Here is a 6,923-nt window from a genome sequence, read left to right on the forward strand (position 1 = left end):
CCTCCAGTACCGGCCCGACACCCTCAACGGCTTCATAGCAGGCACCGGCCTGACCCCCGACGACCCAACGTCACCTTGACGAGCCGAAGTCAGTAACGAACGGCGAACCAAGTGACAAGTAGCCCAGCGCGATGTGTTGGCCTACGCTCGCGAGGTTCGGATGGTCCGCGAACCGGCCAGGGGCTTCAAAAATCCAACGTTTAATGAAGATCGCCGGGCAGGCCGCCGGAAGGCCCCCGGGGCCTTCAAAAACTCCTTCAATAACCAAGGCGGTTCAAGAACTCCGGAGAGCCGTTTTCTGACAGAATTCCGGGCGTGAACACGTCCCTTGAGACCGACGGTTTCGAACTGCTGGCCGCCGAGCCCGCCGTCCGCACCGAGATCCGCATCGGATAATGCACGGGTGTCCACCGGCGTTCAGAAGCTCGACCGGCAGATCGACGCCCTCAAAGCGGCCGGGTGCCGGAAGATCTTCGCGGACAAGAAGTCCGGCAAGAACGACCTCCGCCCTGAACTCAAGGCATCCCACGCCTTCCTCGACGCCGGCGACACCCTGGTGGTCCCCGCCCTCGACCGCTACGGCCGGTCCCTCCAGGACCTGATCAACATGGTGGCCGAGCTCCGCCGCCGCGAGATCGGCTTCACCTCGCTGCACGAGAACCTCGACACCACCACCCCCGGCGGCCGGCTCGTCTTCCACGTCTTCGCCGCCCTGGCGGAGTTCATCCGAGAACTCATCGGACGACGTTGCAGACGAGAGAGTCTGGCTCAAGGTGCCCGTAGCCCACACCGCCCATTCCGAGCGTACGGCCAAAGCTCCCCTGCTGAGCAGCGTGTCCGGCACCGCACGATGAGGCGGTGCCGGACACCGCCGCTAGTTCCCCGTCGCTTCCTTGACGGCGGTGGACGCTTCCTCACCCATGGCAGCGGTCACAGTGACGACGAGTTCCTTACCGGCGTGCCGCCTGTCCGCATTCCTGTTCGGTTACTGTTGCCGGGCGGGACCGGTCCGCCGTACCGCCCTTTACACCTGCTCGAACCGCCAGCACTGGTTCTTGCCCGGATTCAATGCTCCCCACAGCGTTACCAGTGTTCCCGGGACAGGGTTCCCGTGGTCCGATAGATCGATAACGAAACGGGTGTTCGGCACGTACAGGCGGTAAGTCCCTTGATCCTCCTCGTCAGGCCGGATGTCCCACGGGTATTGGTGATCGACCGCGATGACGGGGGTTCCGTCGCCAGGTGAGACTTCGATACCGAGGTATGTACTCGACCCCACGTTCCGCAGGTACCAGCCGTCGTCTTGCTCCACCTGCCATTTCTGGGTGTCATCGTCATGGGAGTCATTCCCGATAATGCTCGTATGGTCCCCGCCGGATAGGTCCAGGAAGCTCCCCGCCTTTACGTTGACCAGTTTGTACGTACACCCTGCTTCGACGTTGCCGCTGATGCTGACCACGTCCTTTCTGTAGTAAGGGCGTTGCCCCTTCGCCAGCTCGAACGAACCACTGCAAGCAAGCGCCGAGGATCGCCGGATCGGGTGATCTCGCGCACACGGCCCGCGAGGGTTTCCCGGTCATTGCCGTGCAGCGTGGGCGGGCGTCGGTCCCAGCACCCCGAGGCCGACATCGGCCGGAGGCATCCCCGCCTCGTCACTGAAGCTGGGATGCCTCAACACGTTCAACGAAGGGGGCGGGTAGGGCGTCACCGGCATCGGCCGCGAACCTGGACGCGGCTGCACAATCGGGCCTCACCCCGGAGTTCACGCACAGCTCTTTGTGGCCGGTGCCCGAGACAAGAGTCCGGGGCCGGTGCGGCTGCAGCCAGGAGGCACGTGGAGCGCGACTTCATCGCCCTGGTCGACGGCGCCCACCAGCTCGTCAAGGCGCCGATCGTGCTGGTCTGGGACCGACTGAACACCCACGTCTCCCATGCCGTGCGCGAGTTGATCGCTTAGCGCACCTGGCTGACGGTGTTCGTGCTTCCCGCCTACTCACCCGACCTCAACCCCGACGTGGAGACGGGTGACGTCCGAGGCGATGTCAGGCAGGACCTACGGCAGCCGCCCGGCCAGCACCTTCGAACCGAAGGCTACTGTCGGGTTACTTGTCACCTCGTTCGCCGTTCGTTAATGGCACACCTAGACCGGACTTCGGGGCCGGACTGAGGGCAGCTTCAGATCTTCAAGATCATCCCGTGGCGGGTTTCTGGCGTATCTGGGTCATGCCCCAAAATGACTGTATGCCGGACACAGGGTGGCATCGAAGCTACAGAGGTGCCTGAAGGCCTGTCAGCCTGCGGGGATGGCAAACTCCATCCAGAGCGGGTAGTGGTCGGAGATGTGCCAGGACAGCTCGTTGAGAGTGCGCTCGCCGCGCAGTTCGGGGACGAAGTCGATCCGGCCTCCGCCGACTGCTTCCAGGTTCAGGACGGGGCGGTGCTCTTGGCCCTTGGTGAACCAGGCGATCTGGTCGTAGAAGTGCTCGGCGCCGGGCTTGTCGAAGATGGTGCGCGAGAGCCCGTTCAGCTGCGGGGCAGGCGTGATTCCGGTGGAGGTGAAGGCCTCGAACAGCGGGTCACCGGCCCGGTCGATGTTGAAGTCACCCAGCGCGATCAGGTTGTGGTCCCAGCCGAACTCCTGCTCCGCCCAGCCGGCCAGCCACTGCGCGATCGCCTTCAGTTCCGGCACCCGGTCGCCGGCCTGGTCGCCGTAGTCGACGTGCAGAGTGACCAGGGTGTACGTCTGGCCCGAGGAGAGGAAGCTGACCGCGTAGGGGGTACGGGCGAACTGCTGACGAAGCGCTCCCTCGGCCACGCCCGCGTTCTCCTCGATCGGGACCACGAGCTCGCAGGCCAGGCCGGACGGCTTCACCCGCCGGGTGTCGAAGAGGAACGCCAGGCGCTCGTTGTTGCCGGCATCCCCCTTGGTGACGTCAGTGAGGATGAACGCCCAGTCCTCCCCGAGAACCTTCAGCAGGTGACGCAGGGCCCGCAGGTTGCCCCGCGCTTCCTGCACCGCCACAACGTCGAAGCGGCGGACAACCGCGGCGATGAGGTGCACGTCGGTGAAGTTCCGCTTCGGCAAGGCACCTTCCGGCGTCTGCCACGCCTTCGTCAAATCCCCGAACGCCCGCAGGTTCCACGTCGCCACCAGGAGATTCGAGCCGTCCGACTTCACCGGAACGGCATCATCCAGCACGGCCTCCCACCGGGCCACCTGCGCGGTCACGGTCGTGGGCGGGGACAAAATGTCGGTTTCAGCGGGCACAAGGTCCTCCTCGACACGGGAGCTGCGACCTCGAGCGTGCGTTCTCACGCCCGCTGTGAACAAGACCCCACGCGGGTGACCCGGCACAGGTTGGACAGTGGCCTGGAGCGTGCAAATACTGCGCTGCACCACGACATCAGCCAGGCCCTCGGGACCGCCAGCAGCATCACCGCCACGACGGCGACAGCTATCAAAGAGCAACACGGGCGCGCTGCATCGCCACAACGAGCAGCAGGACCAGGAGCAGCCCAGTACAGGAGCGGCTGACACTGACCCTTGGTGAACTTCGCAACCATCAACGGTGCCGCAGTGGGCGAGGAGGTCGGGTAGGGGCCGTGCCAGCCGCTGCTGACCTGCCCTTGGGGGCAGGTGACCTGTCGGCGGTCGAAGTCGATGTGGAAGTTGTCCCGGCCGAAGCCTTCGTTCTTGCGATGCTGGCGCGTGGGATTGCCCGGCAGCGGCCCGGTGACCGTGACTTGGTGCTGACAGTCAGCCTGTTTCAGGTGGACCAGGGACGGTGTAGCTGTCGTCGACGAGGTGCTCGGCGGGCAGCAGGGCACGGCGCTGCAGCTGGGGGTGGATGCCCGGTCGTGAGGCCACCTCGTGAACGGCCGAGCGCCTCATCGGGGCGATGTTCGGCCGGACGGCGTCGGCGCCCCAGCACCCGGGGCAGGTGGTGATGAGCACCGGCCGCATGCTGATGAGCGCGGCAGACCGTCGAATCCACGCTCACCGCACTCCAGTCGATCCGCCCCTCGACGTCGGCGTCGGTCTGGACCGTCCGCAGGAGACTCTCCCACGTGCCATCCGCGGACCACCTGCGATGCCGGTCATAGACCGTCTTCCACTTCCCGAAGCGGGTCGGAAGATCTCGCCACGGCAGGCCGGTGCGCTGTCGGAACAGAATCCCGTTGATCACGCGCCGGTGACACTGCCAACGTCCGCCCCGCCCAAGGTTCATGGGCAGATGCGGTTCGAGTCGAGCCCACTCGTCCTCCGATAGATCACCCCGCCCCACATCAGCCGGAAGGAGCCACCGCCAGGTGAGTCACTCGACCCGTCGGACAGGCCCTAGATCCGGCCAACGGTGGGCGCACAGTCCGGGCACTCTTGACGCCGGCACTCGCTGGCGTGATGGTCGTAGAACATTGCGCAATCCGCGTGACGACGGAGGTAGCCATGACGCTACGGTTCTTTGGCAAGGACCCCAACACCAACGGCGATCACTGCCCGACGGTGTGGCTTGACGAGGATCGGCAAGAGTTCGTGTTCCAGGGATGGAAGGCGGACGAGGCACTTCAGGTGCAGTGCCTGGAGACGGGACCAATCCCGGAAACTGAGGCAGTCATCAGGCTGCCTGCGCGAATGGTTCAGCAGATCAGGGAGGCGCTCGATGCCGCAGACGGTTCCGCCGTTCGCTGAGCTGCTTGCCGGCTGTCGTCGGTCCGCCGTCCATCTGGAGACGCGCGACGTCTACGGCGTCGTGGAGGAAGACGAGGACTTTGCCGCCTGGCGCGACGGGTGGAAGTACGACCTCGAAGACCGGTCGTCGTGGTGGAACGACTTTCACGGCGCTGTAGCCGACGCAGTGGGGCGTGGAGTGGTCATGCGTCGCGCCCGCGTCGTCTCGGAGCCCGTGAGCGAGTACATCCGTTACGAGCACTCGTGCACGCCGCAGAACCTTGCGGCCGGCGAAGACGTGCGATGGCTCCCGCGGCGCCTGGCGTCGGACCTGCTCCTCCCGGGCAATGATCTCTGGATCTTCGACGACCGGCTTATCCGCTTCAGCCTGTTCGCGGGTAACGGCCGGTTCGTCCAGGACGTCATGGAGGACGCACCTGACGTCGTGAAGCGCCACGCAGAAGCGTTCGAGGCCGTCTGGCAGCGTGCCATCCCGCACGCGGACTACAGGATCTGAGCGCCGCCCACTGATGCAGTCTCCCTACCCGTCTGCCGCCCTCGACGAGGCTCGCCGCGCAATCGCGGAGAAGCTTCGGGAGATCCGCCGTGACGCAGGGCTGTCGGGCAGGGAGGTGGCGGCTCGTGCCGGGTGGCAGCCGTCGAAGGTGTCGCGCCTCCAGAGCGCGACTACGCCCCCGTCGGACGACGACATCCGTGCGTGGTGTCTCGCGTGTGACGCAGAGGGGCAGATCCCGGATCTACTAGCGGCGAACCGTACGGCTGACTCCATGTATCTGGAGTGGCGTCGTGTGCAGCGTTCGGGGCTTCGACGGCTGCAGGAGTCCCGCGTCCCCCTCTACGAGCGAACGAAGACGTTCCGCGTTTACAGCTCCACCGTGGTCCCTGGCTTCGTCCAGACCTACGAGTATGCTGCCGCGCTGCTTGGCAACATCGCACGCGTCCATGGGGCGCCGGATGACGTCGAAGACGCGGCTGCCGCGCGCGTGGAGCGGTCGCACATCGTCCGCGAGGGCCGGCACCGGTTTGCGTTCCTGCTGGAGGAGTCCGTCCTCCGCCATGTTGTCGGAGAGCCCGCCGTCATGGCTGGGCAACTTGGCTACCTCCTCTCCGTGATGGCACTGCCAGCCGTGTCCGTCGGGATCATTCCCGCAGGGCGTGAGCGGGCCATGTGGACACTGGAGACCTTCACGATGTTCGACGAGGACCGAGTATCGGTAGAGCTGCTGACGGCGGCAGTCACGGTAACCGCGCCTGGTGAGATCGCCATGTACGTCCGTGCCTTCGAGGAAATGGTGTCACTCGCGGTCTTCGGCTCCGACGCGCGGGGTCTCGTCTCGGCAGCGATTGACTCCCTCGACTGAAGCTGCGTAGAACCTCATAGAACTTCGTGGAATCCCACGGCAACAACTCCCTAGTGTCGTCCGTAAGACGACGTGGCGGAGGTGCAGGGATGGCAATGGAGACAGTGCTTCGGGATGTCCCGATTCAGCTCATGGACCCAACGACGTATTCGCATCCCAAGCCGAAATCGGGATGTGCCGCATGCGCCGCTCTTCAGCGTCAGATTGACCTTGCTACGGACCCGCGCTGCAACGAGTTCGACCAGTCGAAGGCGTCCGACTTGTACGTCCAGATGGCGCGGCACCAGTCGACGAGGGGGGATTGCAAGTGAGCAGTGGTCCCCACCCTCACCCCGAGGTAACAAGCACTGGGGATCTGGAGAAGCTGCCCGAGGATACCTTTCTCGAAGTGGCCGGACGGCTCGTGATGATCCCCCTGAGGCCGGGCGACGACCCGGTAGAGGTGGCACAGGCACACGCCAACGCGCGGCCGTGGGAGGACAGGTTCCGGCTCGTCACGATGCGCCGGTTCCGGGTGTCCGCAAAGCGGGACGCATGTGGGGCGCGAAGCAAGTCTGACGAGGGTATCGACGTCGAATGCACCCTCGATCCGCACACGGAGGGCGTCGACCACGCCGGCATGGTGAAGCTCAACGGCCGGACCATAGGCACTCATTACTGGCGCGGAACGCCTGCCAGCACCCCCTAGACCCGCGTGCGTCGCCCGCGGAGGGCGCGGCGGGGGTGGTCCGGGTTGAGGTTGATGTGAGGTCGGCCGACTCCCCGCACCCCCGCTAATACTGCAACGGTCCTTGTCGTGACTGCTGGCCAGCTCGGTCGTTGGTGTGGTTATGGGTGGGGACCTTGCTGGTGTCAGGTTGTGGGCCGGGGAA

General features: G+C 65.3%; 7 protein-coding genes and 2 pseudogenes. 6 read left to right on the forward strand and 3 right to left on the reverse strand.

Annotation, left to right across the window (positions count from 1 at the left end; genetic code table 11):
* Positions 1 to 403: 403 nt before the first annotated feature.
* The gene (locus ABZ471_RS47100) at positions 404 to 1,123 is read left to right on the forward strand and encodes a recombinase family protein (protein ID WP_359075313.1); all 720 of its coding nucleotides are present in this window, start codon (positions 404 to 406) and stop codon (positions 1,121 to 1,123) included.
* Here ABZ471_RS47100 and ABZ471_RS47105 read toward each other — a convergent pair.
* Positions 1,025 to 1,459: an RICIN domain-containing protein gene (locus ABZ471_RS47105; protein ID WP_359075314.1), complete on the reverse strand. Its 435-nt coding sequence runs from the start codon at positions 1,457 to 1,459 to the stop codon at positions 1,025 to 1,027. The genes ABZ471_RS47100 and ABZ471_RS47105 overlap by 99 nt on opposite strands.
* A gap of 375 nt (positions 1,460 to 1,834) precedes the next feature.
* Here ABZ471_RS47105 and ABZ471_RS47110 point away from each other — a divergent pair.
* A pseudogene (locus tag ABZ471_RS47110) lies at positions 1,835 to 1,954 on the forward strand (IS630 family transposase); the annotation flags it as partial.
* A gap of 336 nt (positions 1,955 to 2,290) precedes the next feature.
* On the opposite strand, the gene ABZ471_RS47115 reads toward ABZ471_RS47110, so the two are convergent.
* Positions 2,291 to 3,268: an endonuclease/exonuclease/phosphatase family protein gene (locus ABZ471_RS47115; RefSeq protein WP_359075315.1), complete on the reverse strand. Its 978-nt coding sequence runs from the start codon at positions 3,266 to 3,268 to the stop codon at positions 2,291 to 2,293.
* 586 nt (positions 3,269 to 3,854) lie between these two features.
* Positions 3,855 to 4,286, reverse strand: a pseudogene (locus tag ABZ471_RS47120) (IS5 family transposase); the annotation flags it as partial.
* Between the two features lie 161 nt (positions 4,287 to 4,447).
* On the opposite strand from ABZ471_RS47120, the gene ABZ471_RS47125 reads away from it, so the two are divergent.
* The 4 genes from ABZ471_RS47125 (at position 4,448) to ABZ471_RS47140 (ending at position 6,739) form a co-directional block, all read left to right on the forward strand.
* Positions 4,448 to 4,690: a hypothetical protein gene (locus tag ABZ471_RS47125; protein ID WP_359075316.1), complete on the forward strand. Its 243-nt coding sequence runs from the start codon at positions 4,448 to 4,450 to the stop codon at positions 4,688 to 4,690.
* Positions 4,662 to 5,186 (forward strand): DUF6879 family protein, encoded by a 525-nt coding sequence (locus tag ABZ471_RS47130; protein ID WP_359075317.1) that lies wholly within the window; start codon positions 4,662 to 4,664, stop codon positions 5,184 to 5,186. The genes ABZ471_RS47125 and ABZ471_RS47130 overlap by 29 nt, the downstream gene beginning before the upstream one ends.
* A 13-nt stretch (positions 5,187 to 5,199) precedes the next feature.
* A complete protein-coding gene (locus tag ABZ471_RS47135; protein ID WP_359075318.1) occupies positions 5,200 to 6,051 on the forward strand; it encodes a helix-turn-helix transcriptional regulator in 852 nt (283 codons plus the stop codon).
* A gap of 307 nt (positions 6,052 to 6,358) precedes the next feature.
* Positions 6,359 to 6,739, forward strand: coding sequence for a hypothetical protein (locus tag ABZ471_RS47140; RefSeq protein WP_359075319.1), 381 nt, complete (start codon positions 6,359 to 6,361; stop codon positions 6,737 to 6,739).
* The last annotated feature ends 184 nt before the right edge of the window (positions 6,740 to 6,923 follow it).

Source organism: Streptomyces sp. NPDC005728 (assembly GCF_040630895.1).
Lineage (GTDB): Bacteria > Actinomycetota > Actinomycetes > Streptomycetales > Streptomycetaceae > Streptomyces.